General features: G+C 56.1%; 23 protein-coding genes and 1 other RNA gene. 12 read left to right on the forward strand and 12 right to left on the reverse strand.

Annotated features, from left to right (window positions below):
* Window positions 1–8 precede the first annotated feature (8 nt).
* The 6 genes from acrA to ACWKXN_RS12765 all read left to right on the forward strand — a co-directional run bounded on the left by acrA (window position 9) and on the right by ACWKXN_RS12765 (window position 6,845).
* The gene (acrA, locus tag ACWKXN_RS12740; RefSeq protein ID WP_029741963.1) at window positions 9–1,202 is read left to right on the forward strand and encodes a multidrug efflux RND transporter periplasmic adaptor subunit AcrA; all 1,194 of its coding nucleotides are present in this window, start codon (window positions 9–11) and stop codon (window positions 1,200–1,202) included.
* Between the two features lie 22 nt (window positions 1,203–1,224).
* The gene (acrB, locus tag ACWKXN_RS12745) at window positions 1,225–4,371 is read left to right on the forward strand and encodes a multidrug efflux RND transporter permease subunit AcrB (protein WP_029741964.1); all 3,147 of its coding nucleotides are present in this window, start codon (window positions 1,225–1,227) and stop codon (window positions 4,369–4,371) included.
* A 511-nt stretch (window positions 4,372–4,882) separates the two neighbouring features.
* Window positions 4,883–5,257 (forward strand): Hha toxicity modulator TomB, encoded by a 375-nt coding sequence (tomB, locus tag ACWKXN_RS12750; protein ID WP_320733236.1) that lies wholly within the window; start codon window positions 4,883–4,885, stop codon window positions 5,255–5,257.
* Between the two features lie 27 nt (window positions 5,258–5,284).
* Complete coding sequence (locus ACWKXN_RS12755; protein ID WP_008499287.1) at window positions 5,285–5,503, forward strand: HHA domain-containing protein; 219 nt, start codon at window positions 5,285–5,287, stop codon at window positions 5,501–5,503.
* A gap of 205 nt (window positions 5,504–5,708) precedes the next feature.
* The gene (gene maa / locus ACWKXN_RS12760; RefSeq protein ID WP_182071792.1) at window positions 5,709–6,260 is read left to right on the forward strand and encodes a maltose O-acetyltransferase; all 552 of its coding nucleotides are present in this window, start codon (window positions 5,709–5,711) and stop codon (window positions 6,258–6,260) included.
* Window positions 6,261–6,377: 117 nt separating this feature from the next.
* Window positions 6,378–6,845, forward strand: coding sequence for a YlaC family protein (locus ACWKXN_RS12765; RefSeq protein WP_045400719.1), 468 nt, complete (start codon window positions 6,378–6,380; stop codon window positions 6,843–6,845).
* Here ACWKXN_RS12765 and pdxR read toward each other — a convergent pair.
* Window positions 6,817–8,277, reverse strand: coding sequence for a MocR-like pyridoxine biosynthesis transcription factor PdxR (pdxR, locus tag ACWKXN_RS12770; protein WP_454543875.1), 1,461 nt, complete (start codon window positions 8,275–8,277; stop codon window positions 6,817–6,819). The two genes, ACWKXN_RS12765 and pdxR, sit on opposite strands and share 29 nt — an antisense overlap.
* Window positions 8,278–8,378: 101 nt before the next feature.
* On the opposite strand from pdxR, the gene ACWKXN_RS12775 reads away from it, so the two are divergent.
* A complete protein-coding gene (locus ACWKXN_RS12775; protein ID WP_048978929.1) occupies window positions 8,379–9,089 on the forward strand; it encodes a GNAT family N-acetyltransferase in 711 nt (236 codons plus the stop codon).
* Here the strand turns inward: ACWKXN_RS12775 and ykgO are convergent.
* Both ykgO and ACWKXN_RS12785 read right to left on the reverse strand, forming a co-directional pair.
* Window positions 9,086–9,226, reverse strand: coding sequence for a type B 50S ribosomal protein L36 (ykgO, locus tag ACWKXN_RS12780; RefSeq protein ID WP_003859006.1), 141 nt, complete (start codon window positions 9,224–9,226; stop codon window positions 9,086–9,088). The genes ACWKXN_RS12775 and ykgO overlap by 4 nt on opposite strands.
* 2 nt (window positions 9,227–9,228) lie before the next feature.
* Window positions 9,229–9,489 carry a type B 50S ribosomal protein L31 gene (locus tag ACWKXN_RS12785; RefSeq protein ID WP_010428154.1) on the reverse strand — a complete coding sequence of 87 codons (261 nt, stop codon included), beginning with the start codon at window positions 9,487–9,489 and terminating at the stop codon, window positions 9,229–9,231.
* A 219-nt stretch (window positions 9,490–9,708) separates the two neighbouring features.
* Between ACWKXN_RS12785 and ACWKXN_RS12790 the strand changes: the two genes are divergently transcribed.
* Window positions 9,709–11,274, forward strand: a complete 1,566-nt coding sequence (locus tag ACWKXN_RS12790) for an EAL domain-containing protein (protein WP_454543876.1) — start codon at window positions 9,709–9,711, stop codon at window positions 11,272–11,274.
* Here ACWKXN_RS12790 and ACWKXN_RS12795 read toward each other — a convergent pair.
* Complete coding sequence (locus ACWKXN_RS12795) at window positions 11,267–11,539, reverse strand: metal-sensing transcriptional repressor (protein ID WP_023310594.1); 273 nt, start codon at window positions 11,537–11,539, stop codon at window positions 11,267–11,269. The two genes, ACWKXN_RS12790 and ACWKXN_RS12795, sit on opposite strands and share 8 nt — an antisense overlap.
* Window positions 11,540–11,673: 134 nt before the next feature.
* On the opposite strand from ACWKXN_RS12795, the gene ACWKXN_RS12800 reads away from it, so the two are divergent.
* Window positions 11,674–12,507: a nickel/cobalt efflux protein RcnA gene (locus ACWKXN_RS12800; protein ID WP_454543877.1), complete on the forward strand. Its 834-nt coding sequence runs from the start codon at window positions 11,674–11,676 to the stop codon at window positions 12,505–12,507.
* A 39-nt stretch (window positions 12,508–12,546) separates the two neighbouring features.
* Here ACWKXN_RS12800 and ACWKXN_RS12805 read toward each other — a convergent pair whose 3' ends face one another.
* The 3 genes from ACWKXN_RS12805 to yczE all read right to left on the reverse strand — a co-directional run bounded on the left by ACWKXN_RS12805 (window position 12,547) and on the right by yczE (window position 17,498).
* The gene (locus ACWKXN_RS12805) at window positions 12,547–15,636 is read right to left on the reverse strand and encodes a beta-galactosidase (RefSeq protein ID WP_454543878.1); all 3,090 of its coding nucleotides are present in this window, start codon (window positions 15,634–15,636) and stop codon (window positions 12,547–12,549) included.
* 102 nt (window positions 15,637–15,738) lie between these two features.
* On the reverse strand, window positions 15,739–16,809 hold the full coding sequence (locus ACWKXN_RS12810) for a LacI family DNA-binding transcriptional regulator (RefSeq protein ID WP_211437686.1): 1,071 nt from the start codon (window positions 16,807–16,809) through the stop codon (window positions 15,739–15,741).
* A gap of 77 nt (window positions 16,810–16,886) precedes the next feature.
* Window positions 16,887–17,498 carry a membrane protein YczE gene (gene yczE, locus ACWKXN_RS12815; RefSeq protein WP_023310590.1) on the reverse strand — a complete coding sequence of 204 codons (612 nt, stop codon included), beginning with the start codon at window positions 17,496–17,498 and terminating at the stop codon, window positions 16,887–16,889.
* A gap of 86 nt (window positions 17,499–17,584) precedes the next feature.
* On the opposite strand from yczE, the gene yczR reads away from it, so the two are divergent.
* The gene (yczR, locus tag ACWKXN_RS12820) at window positions 17,585–19,006 is read left to right on the forward strand and encodes a MocR-like transcription factor YczR (protein ID WP_454543879.1); all 1,422 of its coding nucleotides are present in this window, start codon (window positions 17,585–17,587) and stop codon (window positions 19,004–19,006) included.
* Between the two features lie 81 nt (window positions 19,007–19,087).
* Here the strand turns inward: yczR and ACWKXN_RS12825 are convergent, their stop codons facing one another.
* The 3 genes from ACWKXN_RS12825 to ffs form a co-directional block, all read right to left on the reverse strand.
* Window positions 19,088–19,303, reverse strand: a complete 216-nt coding sequence (locus tag ACWKXN_RS12825; RefSeq protein ID WP_023310588.1) for a hypothetical protein — start codon at window positions 19,301–19,303, stop codon at window positions 19,088–19,090.
* Window positions 19,300–19,551, reverse strand: a complete 252-nt coding sequence (locus tag ACWKXN_RS12830) for a hypothetical protein (protein WP_023310587.1) — start codon at window positions 19,549–19,551, stop codon at window positions 19,300–19,302. Before ACWKXN_RS12830 ends, ACWKXN_RS12825 begins: the two co-directional genes overlap by 4 nt.
* Window positions 19,552–19,811: 260 nt before the next feature.
* Window positions 19,812–19,908, reverse strand: an RNA gene (gene ffs, locus ACWKXN_RS12835) — signal recognition particle sRNA small type.
* A 170-nt stretch (window positions 19,909–20,078) separates the two neighbouring features.
* On the opposite strand from ffs, the gene ACWKXN_RS12840 reads away from it, so the two are divergent.
* Window positions 20,079–20,390, forward strand: coding sequence for an MGMT family protein (locus ACWKXN_RS12840; RefSeq protein WP_029741631.1), 312 nt, complete (start codon window positions 20,079–20,081; stop codon window positions 20,388–20,390).
* 33 nt (window positions 20,391–20,423) lie between these two features.
* Here ACWKXN_RS12840 and ACWKXN_RS12845 read toward each other — a convergent pair whose 3' ends face one another.
* Window positions 20,424–20,951, reverse strand: coding sequence for a YbaY family lipoprotein (locus ACWKXN_RS12845; RefSeq protein WP_008503301.1), 528 nt, complete (start codon window positions 20,949–20,951; stop codon window positions 20,424–20,426).
* A gap of 200 nt (window positions 20,952–21,151) precedes the next feature.
* Between ACWKXN_RS12845 and tesB the strand changes: the two genes are divergently transcribed.
* A complete protein-coding gene (gene tesB, locus ACWKXN_RS12850; RefSeq protein WP_058841181.1) occupies window positions 21,152–22,012 on the forward strand; it encodes an acyl-CoA thioesterase II in 861 nt (286 codons plus the stop codon).
* A gap of 191 nt (window positions 22,013–22,203) precedes the next feature.
* Here tesB and amtB read toward each other — a convergent pair whose 3' ends face one another.
* Window positions 22,204–23,493, reverse strand: coding sequence for an ammonium transporter AmtB (gene amtB / locus ACWKXN_RS12855; protein ID WP_023310584.1), 1,290 nt, complete (start codon window positions 23,491–23,493; stop codon window positions 22,204–22,206).
* Window positions 23,494–23,497: the final 4 nt, after the last annotated feature.

Genomic DNA, 23,497 nt, shown 5'->3' on the forward strand with positions numbered 1-23,497 from the left:
GTTTACATATGAACAAAAACAGAGGGTTAACGCCTCTGGCGGTCGTTCTGATGCTCTCAGGCAGCTTAGCGCTAACAGGATGTGACGACAAACCAGCTCAACAAGGAGCTCAGCAGGCGCCAGAAGTAGGCGTCGTGACGCTCAAATCTGAACCTCTACAAATCACCACCGAATTACCAGGCCGTACCAATGCTTACCGCATTGCGGAAGTGCGTCCTCAGGTCAGCGGCATTATCCTGAAGCGTAACTTCACCGAAGGTGGTGATGTGAAAGCCGGTGAGTCTCTGTATCAGATTGATCCAGCAACCTATCAGGCCTCTTATGAAAGTGCGAAAGGCGACCTGGCGAAAGCACAAGCCGCGGCCAAAATTGCTCAGCTGACGTTGAACCGCTACCAAAAGCTGCTCGGCACCAAGTACATCAGCCAACAGGATTACGATACCGCTCTGGCCGATGCACAGCAGGCTAACGCGGCCGTGGTGGCAGCCAAAGCGGCCGTCGAAACCGCGCGCATTAACCTGGCCTATACCAAAGTGACCTCCCCTATCAGCGGTCGTATTGGTAAATCTTCCGTCACGGAAGGGGCGCTGGTGCAGAACGGTCAGACCAATGCGCTGGCAACCGTGCAGCAGCTTGATCCGATCTACGTTGACGTGACGCAGTCCAGCAACGATTTCCTGCGCCTGAAACAGGAGCTGGCTAACGGCACCCTGAAACAGGAAAACGGCAAAGCCAAAGTGGAGCTGATTACCAATGACGGTATCAAGTTCCCGCAGGAAGGAACCCTGGAATTCTCTGACGTGACGGTCGACCAGACCACCGGTTCCATCACCTTACGTGCGATTTTCCCGAACCCTGACAAAAATCTGCTGCCAGGTATGTTCGTTCGCGCGCGTCTGGAAGAAGGAACGAATCCAACCGCACTTCTGGTTCCACAGCAGGGTGTGACCCGTACGCCACGCGGCGATGCGAGCGCGCTGGTTGTTGGGGCTGATGACAAAGTCGAAACGCGCAATATCACCGCCACCCAGGCGATTGGCGATAAATGGCTGGTGACGGAAGGTCTGAAAGATGGCGATCGCGTGATTGTTACTGGTTTGCAAAAAGTTCGTCCTGGCGCGCAGGTTAAAGCACAGGAAGTGAAATCTGACGATAAACAACAAGCTTCGGCCGCTGGCCAGTCAGAACAAACCAAGTCTTAACTTAAACAGGAGCCGTTAAGACATGCCTAATTTCTTTATCGATCGCCCCATATTTGCGTGGGTGATCGCCATAATCATCATGCTGGCCGGGGGACTTGCGATCCTGAAGCTGCCTGTTGCGCAATATCCAACGATTGCGCCACCGGCGGTGACAATTTCCGCAACCTACCCGGGGGCTGATGCGAAAACGGTGCAGGACACCGTCACCCAGGTTATCGAACAGAACATGAACGGTATCGATAACCTGATGTACATGTCCTCAAACAGTGACTCCACCGGTACGGTGCAGATCACCCTGACCTTCCAGTCAGGTACGGATGCTGACATTGCGCAGGTTCAGGTGCAGAACAAACTGCAGCTGGCAATGCCTTTGCTGCCGCAGGAAGTACAACAGCAGGGTGTGAGCGTCGAGAAATCGTCCAGTAGCTTCCTGATGGTTGTCGGCGTTATCAACACCAACGGCACCATGACGCAGGAGGATATTTCCGACTACGTGGGCGCCAACATGAAGGACGCTATTAGCCGTACTTCCGGTGTGGGTGACGTGCAGCTGTTCGGTTCCCAGTACGCGATGCGTATCTGGATGGATCCGAACAAGCTGAACAACTTCCAGCTGACGCCGGTTGACGTGATCAGCGCGATTAAAGCGCAGAATGCCCAGGTAGCGGCCGGTCAGTTAGGCGGTACGCCGCCGGTGAAAGGCCAGCAGCTTAACGCCTCGATCATCGCGCAGACCCGTCTGACCTCTGCCGATGAATTCAGCAAAATTCTGCTGAAGGTGAATCAGGACGGTTCGCAGGTTCGCCTGCGCGACGTGGCGAAAGTTGAGCTGGGCGGTGAGAACTACGACATCATCGCGAAGTTCAACGGTAAACCGGCTTCCGGTCTGGGTATCAAACTGGCGACCGGCGCTAACGCCCTGGACACCGCCACGGCGATCCGCGCAGAGCTGAAGAAGATGGAACCGTTCTTCCCGTCAGGTCTGAAAATCGTTTACCCATACGACACCACGCCGTTCGTCAAAATCTCGATTCATGAAGTGGTTAAGACGCTGGTTGAGGCGATCATCCTGGTATTCCTGGTGATGTACCTGTTCCTGCAAAACTTCCGCGCGACGCTTATCCCAACGATTGCCGTGCCGGTGGTATTGCTCGGGACCTTTGCGATCCTGTCGATATTCGGCTACTCGATAAACACCCTGACGATGTTCGGGATGGTGCTCGCCATCGGCCTGCTGGTGGATGACGCCATCGTCGTGGTCGAGAACGTCGAACGCGTGATGGCGGAAGAAGGTTTGCCGCCGAAGGAAGCGACCCGTAAATCAATGGGCCAGATCCAGGGCGCGCTGGTCGGTATCGCGATGGTGCTGTCTGCAGTATTTATCCCGATGGCCTTCTTCGGGGGCTCTACCGGTGCGATTTACCGTCAGTTCTCCATTACCATCGTTTCCGCGATGGCGCTGTCGGTACTGGTCGCGTTGATCCTGACCCCTGCCCTGTGTGCCACCATGCTGAAGCCAATTCAGAAAGGCGGTCACGGCGAGCACAAAGGGTTCTTCGGCTGGTTTAACCGCATGTTCGATAAGAGCACGCATCACTACACAGACAGCGTGGGCAACATCCTGCGCAGCACCGGTCGTTACCTGCTGCTCTATATCATCATCGTGGTGGGCATGGCCTTCCTGTTCGTTCGTCTGCCAAGCTCGTTCCTGCCAGATGAAGACCAGGGCGTGTTCCTGACGATGGCACAGCTTCCGGCGGGTGCCTCGCAAGAGCGTACCCAGAAAGTGTTGGATGAAGTGACGGACTACTATCTCACCAAAGAGAAAGACAACGTTGAGTCCGTGTTTGCGGTTAACGGCTTTGGCTTTGCGGGTCGTGGTCAGAACACCGGTATTGCCTTCGTTTCTCTTAAAGACTGGTCTGAACGTCCAGGCGAAAAGAACAAGGTTGAAGCCATCACCGGTCGTGCAATGGGCACCTTCTCGCAGATTAAAGATGCGATGGTCTTTGCCTTTAACCTGCCAGCGATTGTTGAACTGGGTACGGCGACCGGTTTCGACTTCCAGCTGATTGACCAGGGCGGTCTGGGTCACGAGAAACTGACTCAGGCGCGTAACCAGCTGTTTGGTGAAGTCGCTAAACACCCTGACCTGCTGGTTGGCGTGCGTCCAAACGGCCTGGAAGATACGCCGCAGTACAAGATCGATATCGACCAGGAGAAAGCCCAGGCGCTGGGCGTATCCATCAGTGACATCAACACCACGCTGGGCGCTGCCTGGGGCGGTAGCTACGTTAACGACTTCATCGACCGCGGTCGTGTGAAGAAAGTGTACGTGATGTCCGAGGCGCAGTACCGTATGTTGCCTAACGATATCAACAGCTGGTTCGTGCGCGGCAGCAATGGTCAGATGGTACCGTTCTCGGCGTTCTCAACCTCACGCTGGGAATACGGTTCGCCGCGTCTGGAACGCTATAACGGTCTGCCATCGATGGAGATCCTGGGTCAGGCTGCTCCGGGCCGAAGCACCGGTGAAGCCATGAACCTGATGGAAGAACTGGCAAGCAAGCTGCCTGCGGGTATCGGCTATGACTGGACCGGTATGTCCTATCAGGAACGTCTGTCCGGTAACCAGGCCCCTGCCCTGTACGCCATTTCACTGATTGTGGTCTTCCTGTGTCTGGCGGCACTGTACGAGAGCTGGTCGATTCCGTTCTCCGTTATGCTGGTGGTTCCACTCGGGGTTATCGGTGCGCTGCTTGCGGCAACGTTCCGTGGACTGACCAACGACGTTTACTTCCAGGTAGGCCTGCTGACAACCATTGGCTTGTCGGCGAAGAACGCGATACTAATCGTTGAATTCGCCAAAGATCTGATGGAGAAAGAGGGCAAAGGCCTTATTGAGGCGACGCTTGAAGCGGTTCGTATGCGTCTGCGCCCAATCCTGATGACGTCGCTGGCGTTTATCCTCGGCGTACTGCCGCTGGTTATCAGCTCCGGCGCAGGCTCCGGCGCGCAGAACGCGGTAGGTACAGGCGTGATGGGCGGTATGGTTACCGCGACCGTACTGGCTATCTTCTTCGTACCGGTGTTCTTCGTGGTGGTTCGCCGCCGCTTTAGCCGCAAGAATGAAGATGTTGAACACAGTCATTCGGTAGAACCTCACTGATACCGGTTCCACATGATAAAAAGGCCGCATTAGCGGCCTTTTTCATTTTCAGAAAAAATCATTAATTACGCTTATTGTGGCTCTATTTATTTTCTGCCATCTTAAATAGACATATCATAATTAACTGATACCTTAATCGGTGAATTCAGGATTTTTTTAATTTCATTTCCCCGCTTAAGCTATTAGGAATATTCCTAATAAGAAGTTCTTACAAAGATAAGTCTGAATCTGAACTTTTCTCATCATTTTTGCTAAGCCGATGAAACGTAAGGAAGCGATAAAACCCCGTCGTTAATTTGGATAAAAACGTTGAGACCAGGGTGACCATTTGCGTGCATGCTCCCAGCCTGCGGTTTTTATTTGTAATTTTTCGTAATAGCGCGGTGAAATCCAGGAAGGAGTGGCTTATAGTTAGGTTATCAGGAACACAGCACTCATGTAGCTAAGTCAGTTGTATCCATCCCGACAATGATGTTCGGTGAGTAAGAAATCACTCAGAAGGGGATGCGCTATGGACGAGTACTCGCCAAAAAGGCATGATATCGCGCAGTTGAAATTTCTCTGCGAATCCTTGTACTATGACTGCCTTGCCAATCTTGATGAAAGTAACCATGGCTGGGTAAACGACCCAACGTCTGCCATCAATTTACAGTTGAATGAGCTGATAGAGCATATCGCAACCTTCGCACTTAATTATAAAATTAAGTACAATGAAGATAATAAGCTCATTGAGCAAATTGATGAATACCTGGACGACACCTTTATGTTGTTCAGCAGTTACGGCATTAACGCTCAGGATTTGCAAAAATGGCGTAAATCGGGAAATCGGCTATTCCGCTGTTTCGTCAACGTGAGCAGAGCTAACCCGGTGAGTCTTTCCTGTTAAAATTATTACAATTACTAAGGTGAATTTATGTCTGATAAACCACTCACAAAAATCGATTATTTGATGCGCTTACGACGTTGTCAGTCAATTGACACGCTTGAGCGCGTCATTGAAAAGAATAAATACGAGCTTTCTGATAATGAGCTGGCGGTATTTTATTCAGCCGCTGACCATCGTCTTGCTGAACTGACAATGAATAAACTGTATGACAAAATCCCTACTTCTGTGTGGAAATTTGTCCGTTAATCTTTGAAGGGTGTCTGTAGAGTTCTACGCCTCGTTCTGAGTATTTACCTGTCCCGTTATGCTCCCTGTGCCCAGGCCAGGTCTCCGTGTAAAACGTGTTCATCAGCAGCAATGTTGTGACGTCAGTCACATCGGCTTTTCGGGAACGTTCCCCTACTGGCCTGTTCCGATTACCCTTCGGTAATAACATCCAGAGAGGTTTCCAATGAGCTTAGAAAAACAGAAAATGATTGCCGGTGAACATTACCGCCCCGGCGATGAGACGTTACGGGCTGACCGACTGCGGGCCCGACATCTGGTTTACCGCTATAACCACACCGCGCCTGATGAAAAAACAGAACGCCAGAACATTCTGGCGGAACTTCTGGGACAAAGCGCAGACGCTTATATTGAGCCGAGCTTCCGCTGCGACTACGGATACAACATTTATCTGGGCAAAAACTTTTACGCTAACTTCGACTGCGTGATGCTGGATGTCTGCCCTGTTCATATTGGCGATAACTGTATGCTCGCACCGGGTGTTCATATTTATACGGCTACCCATCCCCTGGACGCGGAAGAACGAAACAGCGGCGTGGAGTTTGGAAAACCCGTCAATATTGGCAATAACGTCTGGATTGGCGGCCGGGCTGTCATTAACCCTGGCGTCACCATTGGTGATAATGTGGTGGTGGCCTCCGGCGCCGTCGTGACGAAAGACGTCCCGGCTAACGTCGTCGTTGGTGGCAATCCGGCAAAAATCATCAAAACGCTGTGAGGTTGCGGGGAGTCAACTGTTATAGTCTTTTAGCGCCAGACTGTTACTTTTTTCAGCCTGATGGCTCCCCTAAAATTGGCAGACCCCCTGTATTGTCAACTCTTATGAAGGCAAAAAATGACCGAGATACAGCGCCTGCTTACCGCCACCATCGACGATCTTAACCTCCGCGAAAAGCGCGACAATCGCCCGCGCTTTAGCATTAGTTTTATTCGCAAACATCCTGGACTGTTTGTCGCCATGTATGCCGCCTGGCTGGCGACGCTTGTTGTGATGCTGAAGTCAGAAACGCTGGTGGACTCCGTCTGGCTGCTGGTTGTACTGTTTGTCGTCTTTAACGCCTTTTTCTTTTTCGACGTGAATCCGCGCTACCGTTACGAAGATATCGACGTGCTCGATTTTCGGGTCTGCTATAACGGCGAATGGTACAACACGCGTTACGTGCCAGAAGAGCTGATCGAAAACATCATGCACTCACCGGCGGTTGAAGCCGGGCAAAAAGAGAAGCTGCAGAAAATGGTCTCCACCAAAGGTCAGCTCTCTTTCTATGATGTCTTTACCCTTTCCCGCCCTGCTGCTGCGTAATTAACGCCTGCAGGCGTCGGATCCCCGGCGCAAACTGAGAAGCAGAGGTATTGCCGTAACCTAAAACCAGACCGGTTTGCCCCTGCTTCGCCTCCAGGTAGTACCCGCTCAGCGCAGCGGGTGCCAGCTGAAACGCCCTCGCCTGCTCCACCAGCTTCTGGTCGTCAATACCGTCTATCGCCAGCGTCAGATGCATTCCCCCTTCGCCTGCCAGAATGCGGTGCGGAGAATAAAGCTCTGCGCCCAGCACCTCACGCAGCTGGCGGTAGCGTTTACGGTAGAGCCGACGCATGGCGGCAAGATGACGGGCGTAATGACCTTCTTCAATAAACAGCGCCAGGGTACGCTGCTCCGCACGATGCCCTCCGCGCAACAGCGAGCCGATAGCCGGGCGAGCCGCTTTCGCCAGCGCTGGCGGTAAAACCATAAACCCCATTCTGAGCGAGGGAAACAGCGTTTTACTGAACGTCCCCAGATACACAACGGGCGCATTGTTGACCATTCCCAGCATCGCCGGTACGGGCTCACCGGCATAGCGGAACTCGCTGTCGTAATCGTCTTCAATGATCCACGCGTTATGCTGCCGGGCCAGCTCCAGCAGCGCCAGCCGCCGCCGCGCGCTGAGCACGCTCCCGTAAGGGAACTGATGCGAAGGTGAGGTAAAAATCATTGAGGGCGCAGGCGCATCCAGCCCTTCCCAGCACATTCCCTCGTCATCTACCGGTATTCCCGTCATTGCCAGGCCAGTTTTAACAAACGCACTCTTTGCCCCGCTATAGCCGGGGTTTTCTACCCAGGCGACATCGGCAGGCTCGCTTAACAGCATCGTGCAGAGGTTGACGCCTTCCAGCGCTCCCTCGGTTATCACAATCTGGCTGGCGTCGCAGTCGATACCGCGGGACAGGGCGAGATGCCGGGCAATCGCGGCGCGCAGCGACGGCTCGCCGGCCGGGTCGCCATAGCCTAACAGGGCGCTTCCCTCCTCGCGCAGGACGCGATCGTACAATCGCCGCCACAGCGGCAAGGGGAAATAGTTAATGGCAGGCGTTCCCGGCGTAAACGCCATCACCGGGGTGTCGCGCGGCACGGGCGCGGGCAGCAGGGCGACCCGTTTTGTCAGACTGACGTCAGGATCCGGCAATGTCCGGGCAATCGTACGATGAGCGAATTGCCCCACCCGCGTCCCCTGACGGTTACGCAGTAAATAACCTTCGAGCGTGAGCTGGTCCAGCGCCGCATTGACCGTGTTTCGGGAAACCGAGATCTGCTGCGCCAGCGTTCGCGAACCGGGCAGCTGGCTGCCGGACCGAAGCCTTCCGCTCAGTATGGCCTCCCGCAAAGCGAGATAGAGCGCGCGCTGAAGCGTCTCCTGCCCACGCTTTTTCAGCGCAGCATGGAGCAAAGTGTAAAGCTCATCACCCGGTATATTCATCTTCCCTCCTTCTGGTACCAGAAAAACATAGCCTGGTGGTTCTTTTTAAGGAACCAGCAATTCACTAATCTGGAGATCTTTTCAACGTCATGGAAATAAAGATGAATACATTCAACGAGTTTGGACAGCCTGTAGGCGAAGCCCTTATCGACTGGCAGCCTCGTCAGCACCCGTCCCGGGTGGTCCTTCAGGGTCACTATTGTCGGCTTGAGCCGCTGCGCGTGGAGCATGCCCACGCGTTGTTCTCCGCCTATTCACTGGCCGAAGATACCCGCAGCTGGACGTGGCTGCTGCGTGAACCCGATGCCACCGCAGAGGAGTTTGCCGACTGGGTGGCGAGCGTAAGTGAGTTATCCGATCCCATCCACTTTACCGTTATGGACAACCGGACCCAGTCTCCTGTCGGGACGCTGTCCCTGATGCGGATCGATCCTAAAAACGGGGTCGTGGAAGTGGGGCACGTTCACTTCTCTCCTCTGTTAAGCCGCACGCCAGGGTCGACAGAAGCGCAGTATCTGCTGATGCGATACGTATTCGATACCCTGGGGTACCGGCGTTATGAATGGAAGTGCAATAGCCTGAACGAGCCTTCCCGTAAAGCGGCGCTGCGTCTGGGCTTTCAGTTTGAAGGACGCTTTCGCCAGGCGCTGGTGATAAAAGGCCGTAACCGGGATACCGACTGGTTTTCGATTCTCGACAAAGAGTGGCCGGCGCTGGCTAACGCCTTTGAAAGCTGGCTTGCCACCGACAATTTTACTGCCGATGGCAAACAGAAAAGATCCCTGGAAAGCTGGCGAGAAACGCGCGTTTAGCGTCTTTTTTTACGTCCCTGAACCGCCTTAAAGCGCGGATTAGATTTGCAAATCACGTATAAGCGTCCCTTGCGTTTGACTATCTGGCAATCCGGGTGACGCTGCTTTGCACTGCGTAATGAGTTAAGTACCTGCATGGTTAGCCCCGCTTCGCATTGAGAAAACCGCCAAAACGCTTACGGAAGCGCGCTGCGCTGCCGTCCGTGGAGAACGTTTTCTGCTTACCGGTATAAAACGGGTGCGATTTTGAAGAAACCTCGATGGTGATGTACGGATACGTTTCACCGTCGAGTTCAATTTCGCGGTCGGTTTTAATGGTTGAGCCGACTTTAAAGTATTCATTAGCGCTGGTGTCGTGGAATACCACGGTGCGATAGGCTGGGTGAATATCGGGTTTCATCGTAAATCCTTTATGTTTTGTTATAACATAACAAAATAATATCCAGGCAAGATTGAAAAAACAACCCCTCTCTTCTGACGATAATTTCTCGTATGCCTGAGATAAAATGAAAACCATGCCAACCACGTGCTATAACTATATCATTTCGCGGTAAAATCTTTCTCTTCAGGCAGGGAACTCAATGCCCAGGAATGGGCATACGAGGAAGGACACGACAGCATGAAAACCCGACATCTGGTCAGTCTGGTGACTGGCGTACTTATCTTTTCTGTGCTGGTCCCCATTTGCCTGAGCATCTGGCTGGCCCATCGCCAGGCGGAAGATAAATTCGCCGATGCGCTGGATAACTATGCCTCCCGCGTGCTGGTTCGCACCGACAGGGTTGTGGATCAGGCAAAAGAAGCGCTCGATCACCTGCAGGCCTTTGAGGGCGTGCCGTGTAGCCCCTTGCAATTGCGGGAAATGCGCCGGGTCGCTTTCTCGTGGCGATATGTCCAGGAAGTGATTTATATCGACAATCTTCGACCGCTCTGCTCCTCCCTGGAGCAAACTAGCCATGCGTCCCCTTTCCCTCCTCCAATGCGCATTACCGAAGATGGTTACAGCGCGTGGCTGACAACGCAGAACGATCTTGGGTTTAACCGCTACATGACGGTGCTGGGAAAAGGCCACTACCTTGTCATGATCGATCCTGCCTCGCTGGTGGACGTGATCCCTTTCGGCGAGATAGCGATTGATGCCGCCCTGGTAGGAAGCGCAACGCACCGCATATTTGCCAGCAGCAGCAAGCTCGACTCTCACATCCGCGACATGGTTCAGGAGCGGGGTGTGAAAAGCGTGCAGTACAACGGTTCAATGTACGTCATGAAGTCTGTACCTGAGCTTGGATTTACCGTCGTCGCATGGGCAACGCTCAAACCGCTGGCTGAAACCTGGCACCGGCAGCTTCTTTTCTGGTTACCGTTCGGCATGTTGATAAGCCTGCTCGCCGCACTGTTTGTCCTGCGGATCCTGCGGCGTATCCAGTCGCCGCGCAATCGCCTGCTTGACGCCATTAACAGCCGGGATTTTGTGGTGCACTATCAGCCCATCGTGGCGCTCTGTAGCGGAAAAATTGTGGGCGCTGAGGCGCTAACGCGCTGGCCGCAGCCAGACGGAAGCTGCCTCTCGCCGGATATTTTTGTCCCCCTTGCCGAGCAAACGGGGCTCATCTCGAAGCTGACGCAGTTAGTCATCGAAAAGGTGTTTGAAGATATGGGCCACTGGCTGCAACGCTATCCGGATCAGCATATCTCCATTAACCTCGCCCCTGCCGATTTAACCTCCGGCATCCTGCCGCCTCTGCTGAGCCAGCTCCTGAACAAGTGGCAAATCCATCCCCGACAAATCGCCCTTGAGCTCACCGAGCGCGGCTTTGCCGATCCCAAAATTAGCGCACCGGCTATCGCCGCATTTCGCCGTTCAGGCCACCCTGTCTATATAGATGATTTTGGCACGGGCTATTCCAGCCTGAGCTATCTGCAGGATCTGGACGTCGACACGCTAAAAATTGATAAATCGTTCGTGGATGCGCTGGAGTATAAAAACGTGACGCCGCACATCATTGAAATAGCGAAGTCGCTGAAGCTGGCGATGGTGGCGGAGGGCGTCGAAACCGCAGGGCAGCTCACCTGGCTACACCGCCACGGCGTGCAGTACGGGCAGGGATGGTACTACAGCAAAGCGCTGCCAAAGACGGAATTTATTCTCTGGGCAGAAAATAACCTCGGCACGCACGCTACTTGAGATAGGATTTCATCACCCGCAACACCACGCCAAGATCGGCTTCACGCTGCGCTTCTTCAGGCTCTTTCACCACATGATCGGTTAAATGCCCTTCGATCACCTGCATCATCATGCCATTCACCGCCCCGCGGATCGCCGCCAGCTGCTGTAACACCTCGGCGCATTCGTGATCGCTGTTGAGCATTTTTTCCAGCGCGGTGCTCTGCCCCTGAATTTTCTTCAGGCGAGTCAGTAACATCTTCTTGTCGCGAACGGTATGTGACATCTCTGTATCCCTTATTTTTTGGCTTTTAAAGCATACCACGCTCTACTCCCCCTGAGTATTTTTCTACTGGGGGGTAGTATTACGCTACTGGGGGGGAGTAGTATCTCCGCACGCTTTCCACTCCGGAATTTCCCATGACCGATTTTGCTTCACTCCTTCAGCAGGGCAACGCCTGGCTGTTTGTTCCCAGCGCTATCCTGCTCGGTGCGCTACATGGCCTGGAACCGGGCCATTCAAAAACAATGATGGCCGCCTTTATTGTTGCCATCCGAGGCACGCTGAAACAGGCGGTGCTGCTCGGCCTGGCGGCAACGCTCTCCCATACGGCGGTGGTCTGGCTCGTTGCGATGGCGGGATTATGGTTTGGTCGGGGCTGGGATGCACACACGTCCGAACCCTGGTTCCAGCTGATCTCCGGAGTACTGATCGTTGCGATCGCCCTGTGGATGGCGTGGCGAACCTGGAAAGAGAGCCAGCCGCACGATCATCATCACCACCACGACCACCATGACCATGACCATGACTATGACCATGACCACCATCATAATCATCATCATCACCACGAACACACGCTGGTTGAAGAAGAGTGGCAGGATGCCCACCAGCGCGCTCACGCGCAGGATATTAACCGGCGCTTCAGCGGTCAAAACGTCACCACCGGCCAGATCGTGATGTTTGGCCTGACCGGCGGGCTTATCCCCTGTCCGGCGTCCATCACCGTGCTGCTGATCTGCCTGCAGCTGAAGCATTTCGCCCTCGGCGCGACGCTGGTGTTCAGCTTCAGCATTGGTCTGGCGTTAACGCTGGTCGCTTCTGGCGCGATTGCGGCCTTAAGCCTCAAGCACGCGACCAAACGCTGGCCCGGGTTTAGCGAATTCTCCCGTAAAGCGCCGTGGATCTCCGCTGCGCTGATTACCGTAGTAGGGATTTACATGAGCCTGCATGGCCTGAGCGGCATTCTGGCGTAAGACTGCGGCCACGCTCTGTGGCCGCATCTTCATGGTCAGTTAAGGGTTCTGCTGCCAGCTGAAGGTATAGCGAAGCTGGCGTGTCTGCAGGAGGAATTCCGGAGAGACGCTGGGGCTCCAGGAGTCGTCGCCGCCCACGCCCATATGGAACGCATCGAGATTGAGCCAGCATCCCGGCTCTTCGCGCAGCAGATGATGATGGGTTGTCTCACGCAGCTGCTGCTGGCCGTAGCGGCTCACCGAGAAATGGAACCGGCCGTTCAGCTGATGCGTTCCCACCACAAGTTCCCGGGTATCGCAGCGCAAACCATTTTCCGTCGGGAAGATATACGGCGTGTGCATGGCCTCGAGAGGTAATGTCCAGCGACCCTGCTGCGCCGCCAGCTTTCTGTCCGGGTAGTTTTCATGCGGCCCCAGCCCCAGCCAGTGAACGTTTTCCGGCGTTTCGGCAAGATGAACGCTCAGGCCAACGCGCGCGGGTTCAGGGATATCAGACGCAACGTCAATCTGAATATCGCCATGCAGAACGCCACGATCGTCCACCCGCCAGACTTTACGGCTCATGAACAGGGCTTTGCCGCGATACTCAAGCACGTGCTGGGTTGTGACCACCACGTCGCCTGCGTGCTGCCGTGCCTCACAGTGCAGAACGCGCGAGGTGAGTTCATACATGCCCGCCGCTTTCCAGCGTTCAACCCAGGCGTTCGGATCGATCTGCGTCGCTTCACTCACGCCAATGTCGTTATCCAGCGGCGCGCGGCTGACGTTGTCCGTCAGAGGTGAAAGCAGCGTTTCAACACCATTTCGCCACCATTGGGACAGGTTTCCGGTTGCGCGATCGAACTGCCAGCGCTGTTGACGATGGGCGATCTCCAGAATGCGATCGCTTTGCGTTAACACCGGCGGCTCGCCCGCCGGGACTGGCGGAGCAATAAAGAGGGGAGCCGGAAGCGGCCACTGCTCCCACGCGCAGCGATGGTCAGCCGGAGACCACGGCGTTGCCCGCGGCTGACGTACTTCAACGTTCAGCCAGACCTCACCCGGCACGGCTTTCAGCGCCGGCAGGTCAATTTCCAGACGCTGGGTGCCTTCAGGCGCCATCGAGAGCGTCACCTCGCCCGCGGCCAGCACGTCCCCGTCCCGGGCAACCGTCCAGTTCAGCACTTCGTTATCGGTGTGGCGGAACAGGTAGCCGCTTTGCACCTCAATCACCAGCGGAGAAGTGCTGACCTGCGTAAAGGTAAAGAACTGCTGGGCGCGCTGCGCCTCGAACAGCGCCGGGTGCGGCGAGCGATCGGGGAACACCAGCCCGTTAAGACAGAACTGCCGATCGTTCGGCTTATCGCCGAAGCCTCCGCCGTAGGCCCAGAACAAGTTGCCCTTTTCGTCCCGTTTCGTCAGGGCCTGATCGACCCAGTCCCAGACAAACCCACCCTGCAGGCGAGGATGGCTGCGAAACGCTTCCCAGTATTTCGCAAACCCGCCAAAGCTATTTCCCATCGCGTGGGCGTATTCACAGAGGATCAGCGGGCGCGTTTCGTCCGGCATGCCGATCCATTTCTTGATTGACCATTTAGGCACTGCCGGGAAGGGCTGATCCCGATCGACCCGGGCGTACATCGGACAGACAATATCGGTCGCCGCCGTGTTCGCGCCGCCGCCTTCATACTGCACCGGACGCGTAGGATCGGTGGTTTTCAGCCAGCGGTACAGCGCATCGTGATTCGCGCCGTGGCCCGACTCATTGCCCAGAGACCAGATGATAACCGAGGGATGATTACGATCGCGCTGCACCATGCGGGTCACGCGTTCGCTCATGGCGGGCAGCCAGCGCGGATCGTCAGCAAGGCGGCTCATCGGCACCATGCCGTGCGTTTCGATATTGGCTTCGTCAACGACGTACAGCCCGTAGCGGTCGCAAAGCCGGTACCACATGGGATGGTTCGGATAGTGCGAGCAGCGCACGGCGTTGAAGTTGTGCTGCTTCATGATTTCGATATCGCGGCGCATGGTCGCTTCGTCCATCACCTGGCCGTTTTCCGGGTGATGCTCGTGCCGGTTAACCCCGCGGATCAGCAGCGGTTTACCGTTAAGCTTCAGTAGGCCATTGCCGATCTCAACGCGGCGGAAGCCCACGTCACACGCCTCAACCTCCAGCACCTCACCCTGCGGGTTAAGAAGCGCAATCGTCAGGCGATACAGTTCTGGCGTTTCAGCGCTCCAGAGCGCGGGCTGGTCAACGGGGATCGCCGCCGTTAGCCGCTCTGCCCAGCTGCCGCGCTCGTCGACGATGGCAGATCCTGGACGCCGGGAAACGCTGGCGCATTTTTCACCCGTGCGCCACAGGGTCATGACCACCTCGCAGTCTGCAAAGCCAGCGCCTGCCAGCGCGACATCCACCTTCAGCACCGCGCGGTCCAGCTCCGCATTCAGATCCGTCACCACGTGATAATCGGCAATCTGCGTCTCGGGTTTATGCAGCAGCGCCACATCGCGGAAGATGCCGCTCATGCGCCACATGTCCTGATCTTCCAGATAGCTGCCGTCGCACCAGCGCAATACCATGACCGCCAGCCGGTTCTGCCCGGGGCGCAAGGCCGCCGAGAGGTCAAATTCGGCGGGCAATCGGCTGTCCTGGGAATAGCCCATCCACTGCCCGTTGCACCAGAGATGGAACGCCGAGTTCACGCCGTCGAAGATGATGCGGGTCTGCCCGCTTCGAAGCCAGGCGTCATCCACCTCAAATGTGAGCGAGTAACAACCGGTCGGGTTTTCCTGCGGCACGAAAGGCGGGTTAACGGGAATAGGATAGGTGACATTGGTATAGATGGGCGTGTCGAACCCCTGCATCTGCCAGTTAGACGGCACGGGCATCGCAACGGCATCCGCGCAATCTTCGGTTACCCATGCCTGAGGAACCCGTTCCGGCGCGGTAAAGAAGCTAAACTGCCACACTCCGTTCAGATAGTGCCTGCTGGTCGATCCAGCGTCCTCTCTGGCAGAGGGCTCATTGCGCCAGCTGTGTAACGGCGCGTGTGCGGCCAGACGGTTCCACTGGGTGACGCCAGGATTTTCCCAGTCCCGACGGGCCAGAATGGCGCTGAGGGTCAGCGGTGAAGTGGTGGACATAGTAACCTCTTTGCGAAGCGCTCACAATTTTGGTTAACATGCCCTGGCACCCGACAACGGTAAAGCGTTCAATCGCGGGGTAGCGAGTCCGATCACAAAGTTTTATTTGCGGGCAATCTGCTCGGCAAGGAGTGCCAGGCTTCTGAGCTGCTGCGCCAGATCCTCGCGTTCGGCCTGCTTCGGATTGCGGCGCGCGCTGGAATGACGGGTAACCAGCGTCACCGGCAGCTGAACCTGCCGGCACGCTTCGCCCCCGGAAGGTGCCAGCAGCCACTCCACGCTGCGTTCGCCCGCCTCGCGAAACGCCTGACGAATGGTTGTCAGCGGCGGGGAAAACCAGGCGCTGTCAGCGGTATCGTCAAACCCAACCACCGAAAGCTGGCCAGGGATCGCGATCCCTTTTTCCGCGCAGGCGCGCATCACCCCGAGCGCCATCTGATCGTTCGCCACCAGAATCGCGTCCGGTAATGCCGCACCCGACAGCAGCACGTGTCCCTTCTCATAACCGCTGGCCGCGCTCCAGTCACCGTAGGCCACAGCCGTCGCGTTAAGACCCGCCAGCGCCAGCGTCGCTTTCCAGCCCGCCAGGCGCGCCCGCGCAGAGACCGAGCTTTCCGGCCCGCTCAGCAGGGCAATGCGCTGATGCCCCAGAGAAAGCAGATGCTCAACGCCCAGACGCGCCCCCTGCTCCGCGTTAAACACGAGGCTGTTTACCCGCGCTGAGGGCGCCACATCGAGGAACAGCACCGGGACGGGCGACGCCAGCGCCCCGAGCTCTTCGGCGAGCGGATCGTCAAGCGGCACATTCACCAGCAGCGCGTCCACCCGCTGTGCCAGCAGCGCCTGAAGCGCGGCCTGACACTGCTGGGGTTGCTCTACCATGGAGATAAGGACGCTCGCCCCCTGTTCCGCCGCACGCGATTTGACCGCCGACACAATTTGCGAAGGCGCGTGCAGGGCCAGATCGGTGGTGATGAGGCCCAGCGTACGGGTGCGTTTCCCCGCCAGCTGCTGCGCCCGAAGGTTAGGAACGTAGTGCAGCTCCGCCATCGCCTGCTGCACCTTTTCTCGCGTGCGGGCAGACACATGTTCCGCGTCGTTAATGACGCGGGAAACGGTCTGATAAGAAACCCCCGCAAGGAGGGCGACATCATAGAGAGTGATTGCTTTCATGCTTTCTGGCATCGCGATTTTCGAAGCGTCTATTCTGGCACAGCGACGCCGTTAAAACATGTGAGCGCTTCGCAAAATCAAACAACCCGCTCCGGCTGGGGTATTTCCGCAATGCGTGGCTTCTGGCGGAACCAGGGCAGGCAAAGCTGGATAAGCGGGCCAATGGTCAGGGCATACAGTACGGTTCCCACCCCAAACGTGCCGCCAAGCACGCACCCAATCAGCAGAACGGACACCTCAATTGAGGTACGCACGCTGCGAATGGACCACCCCAGCCGGGCGTGAATGCCGGTCATCAGGCCGTCGCGCGGGCCTGGCCCGAAACCGGCCCCGATGTACATGCTGGTCGCAATCGCGTTCATCACGATGCCCGACACCAGGAAAGCAATTCGAACGGGTAACGAATCCAGCTCCGGGATAAGCGCCATGCTGGCGTCCGCCGCCAGGCCGATACAAATCACGTTGCTGATCGTGCCAAGGCCCGGCATCTGGCGCAGCGGGATCCACAGCAGCAGCACCGCCGCGCCGGTCACAATGATCACCGTCCCGATAGTCATCCCCAGCTGCATCCCCACCCCGAGGTGAAAAACATCCCAGGGATCGACACCCAAATCGGAACGAATAAACATTGCGGTGGAAAGGCCATACAGTCCTAAACCGACATAGAGTTGTAGCAGACGACGTACCATTTTTATCTTCTCCAGTGAACCAGGCTTTCATCCTGACCTAAAATGGCACTATGATTAATGTCCAGTTTTCAAATTGTGGACTGCATATGTCATCACGTCGCTTCGGAAGCCAGTCTCTGGTACGCCTTTTAGGCCACTGGCAGCAAGCCTCATCCCGCACCCCGCTCTGGCGACAGCTGGCCGACGCGCTGCGTTTGTTAATTCTTGATGGGCGTCTGGCACTGAATACGCGGCTGCCGGGCGAGCGTGAGCTGGCCACGGCGCTGGACGTGAGCCGAACCACCGTCAGCAGCGCGCTCGCCCACCTGCGCGAGGAGGGTTACCTTGAAAGCCGCCACGGCAGCGGGTCACGGGTCATTCTCCCTGACACGCGCGCCGTTCCCACCCTTTCCGCGGCGAGCGCCGCACTGGATCTCTCCACTGCCGCCCTGAATGCCGGGCCGGAGATCCATCAGGCTTATGCCCATGCGCTCACGGCCATTACCCCGCATCTCTCGCTGACGGGCTACGATCAGCTGGGGCTACCGACGCTGCGGGAGGCCATCGCTGCGCGCTATACCGCGCGGGGCCTTCCCACCCGCGCAGACGAAGTGATGGTGGTTAATGGCGCCGTCAGCGGCTTTGCGCTGATACTGCGGATGATGACCGGGCCGGGGGACCGCGTCGTGGTCGATCATCCCACCTATCCGCTGGCGATTGCCGCCATTCAGGGGGCGCAGTGTCGGCCAGTCGGGGTGTCGCTGCCGGAAACCGGCTGGGATACGGATGGCTTTGCCGCAACGCTTGCCCAGACGGCGCCGCGCCTGGCCTACCTGATGCCAGATTTTCATAATCCGACCGGGCGCTGTATGGATATCCCCACCCGTCAGGCCATCACGGATATTGCAGCCCAAACCCGCACGGCGCTGGTGGTGGATGAAACGATGGTGGATCTCTGGTTTGATGCGCCTCCCCCGCCACCGCTGGCCGCCTTTAACCCGCAGGCCACCGTCATCACCTTAGGCTCTGCCGGAAAAAGCTTCTGGGGCGGGCTGCGTCTCGGCTGGATCCGTGCCTCATCGCGCATCATCGCCACCCTTGCCCAGACGCGGGATACCCTGGATTTAGGCTCGCCGCTGCTCGAACAGCTGGCAATGCAGTGGCTCATTAACAACAGCGAGACGTTTCTGCCCGCACGCCGGAAGATGCTGGCGGAACGGCGCGATCGATGCGGTGACCTGCTGCGCGAACATTTCCCGGAGTGGAAATTCCACGAGGCGGAAGGCGGGCTATCTTACTGGATAGAGCTCCCGGGCATGCTGGCGACACAGCTTGCCGCGCGGGCAGAAATAATCGGGATTAACCTGGGAACCGGGACGCGGTTTGGTTTATCGGGGGCGTTTGACCGCTATTTACGGATGCCCTTCTCGCTCGAATCGACAGAGCTTGAGCAGGCGTTGCTGAGGATCAAACCGTTATGGCTCGCTCTGAATAAAAACGTGCCATCGTTAAAACGCAGCGTGATCTAATATTAAAATATTTGAAGCAGATCATAAAATAAAAACTGCTGACTGTAATATATGCAGTCAGCAGTTTTCACTGGTCAGGATTTAATGCTGAGGAGGAATAGGAAAGCCTTTTAGTGAAATAACGAAGTTATCACCGTCTTTCTTTATTTTTGCACCGGTATCACACCAGTCAGACGCAATACGAAAGAACTCATCGCTTCCAACATTCCAGCCAAGACGTACATGCTTCACGTAGCCTGAACGCAACAAATCGCAGGCCTCGTTGTAGTCACTGGCGGTTGACAGTTGTTGTTTCATTTTCTCTTCTTCAGAAGTTTACGTAGAGCCTTGATTTCTTTAGGAGTAAAAGGAGAAACGCTCTCTTCTTCCGTATGCTGATTATCAATATCCTCTTCCGATACTCCCGCCTCTTCTACTGCTTCGAACGCCAGCAGCAGCAGTTTCTCTGTCGTCACGCTTAAATTCTCGTTATTGACTTCCGCATAGTGGCGAAGCCTTTCTTTTAGCGCGTCATCAATCTTAACGTTTAATACCGCTGTAGCCATGTTTGTCACTTCCCTTCGGAATAAGTACTTTATTTAATACACGAACTTAACAATGTTATCCAGATATATATTTTTTTGAGTTATGGAAGAAAATAACCGTCCGATTATAAAATGACAGTCTATTATTACAGGTTTATGACAATAATATTTCAGTGCAATGAAATATATATTACACGATACAGGCGTAGTTTTATTGTGGAGTAATGATGTAAGGGAGAGGTGAAGCAGAAGAATCTTATGAGGCCACAAATGGGTGGGGGCCCTGCCAGCTACATCCCGGCACACACGTCGTCTGCCCTGGCTGCTTCCTTCCGGACCTGACCTGGTGAACAGAGTAGCGTTGCGGGAGAACCAACAGAGCCCCCATTGAGAGCGTTGATAACCAACGCGCTGGCGCATTATCCCTGTGCTAAAGCCCAATTGCAAGCGACCAGCAACCGGATGCTGGTTTCTTGCGCAAACAGGCGCAGCAATCATGAAGATCTTCGTTTACCATAGCTTTCCAGAAACTCCCCACAGGTAAAGGTATGGACGAACACGACTCCTTTCCACAGCGCGTATGGCAAATCGTGGCCTCAATCCCGGAAGGCTACGTCACCACCTATGGTGATGTCGCGCGTCTGGCCGGTTCCCCGCGCGCGGCGCGACAGGTTGGAGGCGTCCTGAAACGGCTGCCGGAAGGCAGCACGCTGCCCTGGCATCGGGTGGTGAACCGTCATGGTGCCATCTCGCTCACCGGGCCGGATCTTCAGCGTCAGCGTCAGGCATTACTTTCAGAGGGTGTGCAGGTGTCAGGGTCGGGTCAGATCGATTTGCAGAAGTTTCGCTGGGTGTATTGACCCCTCTCCCGGAGGAGAGGGGAAATGCAGAAATTACATCTGAGTCGGTGGAGTTGGCAGAGACGGCTGATTGGTCTGCGGTGCGACCGGCACTTCGGTCTGCTGCACCGGCACCAGGTTCAGATCGATTTTTGTCCCACCGTTGTTGATCGCTTCCTGGACCGTATCGGTGATAAAGACCAGCTTGCCGTTGATGGTTACCGCTGCGCTCAGCAGGATACGGGCGTTAGGCTGCACGTCCGACGGGTTATACGGCAATACGAAGCTAAACGGCGCCTGCTTGCCTTCAGTACGAACGGCACGCTGGGCAACGACTTTCGACGGCGCGTCGGCCAGAGAAGCATCAGACAGCGTTACGGTTAATACCGCATCCGGCGGCAACGCCACTTTCTGTTTAATCCAGATGGTACCGGAAACATTAGGCTGCTGAATGGATTGCTGTGAAAGGGTATTAATCCCGTTCGGGTCGGCTGCTGGTACTGGCACTTGGGCACTTTTACCGGCACAGGCGGACAACGCCACCGCAATAGCTACACCACTTAGCATGGGCACGAGTTTCATTGAAGTCTCCTTATCAATGCACCAGCGGGATCGATCCCACCCGATGTCGTTTCAATCACATAACGTATTCAAGTGTGGCACAGATCACCGATTTATGCCTGAAAACGTGCCGATATTCAGATTATTCTACCCATCGGACCACTTTCATTTCTGCGTTATACTCTGCCTATCTTTCGCTACGGCGTTTATTGAGGACAACTATGAGTCAGGCACTGAACAATCTGCTGACATTACTGAATCTGGAAAAAATTGAGGAAGGACTCTTTCGCGGACAGAGCGAAGATCTCGGCTTACGCCAGGTCTTCGGGGGGCAAGTCGTTGGACAAGCGCTGTACGCAGCAAAGGAGACTGTCCCGGCAGACCGTCTGGTGCATTCGTTCCACAGCTACTTCTTACGCCCTGGCGATAGCGCAAAACCGATTGTGTATGACGTTGAAGTCCTGCGAGACGGCAACAGCTTCAGCGCGCGCCGCGTAGCAGCTATTCAAAACGGCAAGCCGATCTTTTACATGACCGCCTCTTTCCAGGCGCCGGAACCCGGCTATGAGCATCAAAAAGTGATGCCCCCGGCTCCGTCGCCCGACTCTTTAAAATCAGAGACGGATATCGCCCGCGCGCTGGCGCATCTGCTTCCGCCGCAGGTCAAAGAGAAGTTTCTCTGCGATAAGCCGCTGGAGATCCGCCCGGTTGAGTTCCACAACCCGATGAAAGGCCATACCGCCGAGCCGAAACGCCAGGTCTGGATCCGTGCCAACGGGAGCGTGCCGGAAGATTTCCGCGTGCATCAGTATCTGCTCGGCTATGCGTCAGATTTCAACTTCCTGCCGGTGGCGCTGCAGCCGCACGGGGTTGGTTTCCTGGAAAAAGGGATGCAGGTCGCGACGATCGATCACTCCATGTGGTTCCACCGTCCGTTCAACATGAATGAGTGGCTGCTTTACAGCGTGGAGAGTACGTCAGCGTCGAGCGCGCGCGGGTTTGTGCGCGGGGAGTTTTATACTCAGGACGGCGTGCTGGTCGCGTCTACGGTGCAGGAAGGGGTGATGCGTAATCGCGGGTGATTGTGTACGGCCTGATGCCCTCACCCTGACCCTCTCCCACGGGGAGAGGGGATACACATTAAAAACGGCAACCAAAGGTTGCCGTTTTGCTTTTGCCTTGTACGGCCTGATGCCCTCACCCTGACCCTCTCCCACGGGGAGAGGGAATACACATTAAAAACGGCAACCAAAGGTTGCCGTTTTGCTGTTTATTATGCGTTATACGCATTCTCGCCGTGGCTGTTGACGTCCAGGCCTTCGCGCTCCTGCTCTTCCGGTACGCGCAGACCCACCGTCATATCCGCCAGCTTATAGCCAATGAAGGCCACAACGGCAGACCAGACAACGGTGATTGCAATACTTTCCAGCTGCACCAGCACCTGATGAACCATGGTCACGCCTTCTGCGTAGCCCACGCCACCGAGCGACTTCGCGGCAAAGATACCGGTCATGATACAACCTACGATGCCGCACACGCCGTGAACACCAAACACATCGCATGGGTCGTCAACGCGCAGCACACGTTTCAGTGCGGTCACGCCCCACAGACCCGCCAGACCGGACACCAGACCGACCAGCAGCGCGCCACCCACGCCGACATAACCACACGCTGGCGTAATGCCAACCAGACCGGCAATGGCACCCGAACAGGCACCCAGCAAAGAAGGTTTACCGCGTACCGCCCACTCGCCAAACACCCAGGAGAGGATTGCACCCGCCGTGGCCACAACGGTGTTCACGAAGGCCAGCGCGGCGATTTCGTTTGCTGCACTTGCCGAGCCGGCGTTGAAGCCAAACCAGCCAAAGTAGAGGATAGCCGTACCGGTAAACACCATCGGCAGGTTGTGCGGTTTAAACGCTTCTTTACCGAAGCCCACGCGTTTGCCAATCAGGTAGGCACCCACCAGACCCGCTACCGCGGCGTTGATGTGTACAACGGTACCGCCCGCGAAGTCCAGCGCGCCGTGCGTTGCCAGCAGACCGCCACCCCAGACCATGTGCGCAATCGGCACATAGGAGAGCGTCATCCAGACCACCACGAAGATCAGCACGGCAGAGAAACGAATACGCTCGGCGAGCGCGCCCACAATCAGCCCGACGGTAATACAGGCGAAGGAGCCCTGGAACGCAACGTGGATGTACTGATAGAAACTGCCCATCAGCGCGGTCAGCTCAATATTTTTCAGCATCACCCAGTCGAAGTTACCAAAGAACGCGTTGCCCGTACCGAAGGCCAGCGAGTAACCGTAAACCACCCATAGGACGCAGACCAGTGCGAACGTCACGGCAACCTGCGTCAGCATGGAGAGAACGTTTTTGCCACGGATCAGGCCGCCGTAGAACAGCGCAATGCCCGGAATTGACATGAACAGCACCAGCGCGGTGCTGATCATCATAAAGGCGTTATCGGCTTTGTCGACCACCGCAGGGGTAGCAGCCAGCGCCAGGCCCGGCAGCAGCGCCAGCGAACCCAGACCCGTTTTAAGTGTTGCTATCTTCATTTTC

The organism is Enterobacter sp. UPMP2060 (assembly GCF_053709655.1).